The sequence below is a fragment of the Spiroplasma sp. ald genome (genome assembly GCF_044714355.1).
GTDB lineage: Bacteria > Bacillota_I > Bacilli_A > Mycoplasmatales > Mycoplasmataceae > Spiroplasma > Spiroplasma phoeniceum.
Window position 1 is genome coordinate 1 of record NZ_RXFY01000165.1, and the last position, 1,374, is coordinate 1,374.

The following is a 1,374-nucleotide window of genomic DNA, read 5'->3' on the forward strand; positions in this document are numbered from 1 at the left end:
TGATAAATGAACCTAATCCGTTGTTCTTATCAACATCAACCACTTTAAATCCATGACCTACTATGGCAAATTGTTATAAATTACAATTTGATTTAGAAGATAGTTTTGATATTAAATCAAAAGAACGATGAGCAAATCGTACGCATTGATATGGTNAATTAGATGATAATTTAATGAATGCTTATAATAATGGAAATAAAAATGTAATGCAGAATGTTTTTAATGATATTTTTATTCAATCTGGTCAAACGGCAGCAGATGGGACATCATCTCAATCTTTACAAGTAGTACAAGGTACACCAACTTTAGAAACATATACAGAAGACCAAAAATCTATTATTGAACAAGTATATTTAGCCTGTCATTTTTCTAGTCCTTTTGGTGATAAATCAGATAATGACCAAAATAAAACACAATCATTATTAACTAAAACAAAAGATTTAGAAAAACAAGCATATTTACAAGCATATCGTAAGCAATATTATACTAAAATGTTTGATACTGTTTTAAAATATTATGGTTTATGAGATGGAAATGGTGAACGAGAATATGGTTTTGATTTTATTAGTGCTAGTTTAGTTGACCAAATGCGACAAAATGAATTAATTACTGCCAGATTAGATAATGGCACAATGGAACCAATAAGAGCAATTACTGAATATGATAATATTGATGAATTAGAAGCAACCAAATATTTTGAAAAAGTAGAAGCATGACAAGATAAAATGCAAGCAAAAGAAATAGAACATAATAATAAATTACTAGAATATGATGAAACTGGTAATAATCAAAATGCTATCCAAGGTAGAACAGAAATTAAGGAGAATTAAAAAATGAGTAGAATTAATCTCGGGGTTATAGAAGAATTAAGAAGACAAGCCCACGATACTTTAATAGATATAAGAGAAAACATAAAAGATAATCGTCATTGAATGGTATTTCCATTTAATGTTTATAGTTCATATATTCCTGATACTGAAACAGGTTGAAAACCAAATAATGCAAAACCAAGTGATTATGGTAGTTATACACGAATATTTGATAATATGGAAAGTACGATTGCTCAATGACAAAATAGTTTAAAAATAGTACAAAAATATAAAGGTGAAGAAATTACTATCTTAACAATTGATGATTTTAAAAATCAACCATTTAACTCAACTATATGAGCCAATAATGAAACACCTTTTGCGATAAAATTAAAAGATGAAAATAATAATATTTATTGAAAATTAATTGATGGTGAAAACATTTATGATGTTAATAAAATGTTAGAATACTTAAATCAATATAAATTAAGTTATTTTATGAATAATGATAATAAAGCAGATAATTTTTATACAAAAGAAGTTAAAGTTGGTAAATATTGAGATG

Annotated in this window: 1 protein-coding gene; it reads left to right on the plus strand. The window is 26.1% G+C overall.

Annotation, left to right across the window (positions count from 1 at the left end):
* Positions 1-833: 833 nt before the first annotated feature.
* Positions 834-1,374: hypothetical protein (locus tag EHU54_RS05840; protein ID WP_400249456.1), on the plus strand; the 541-nt coding region annotated here is incomplete at its 3' end.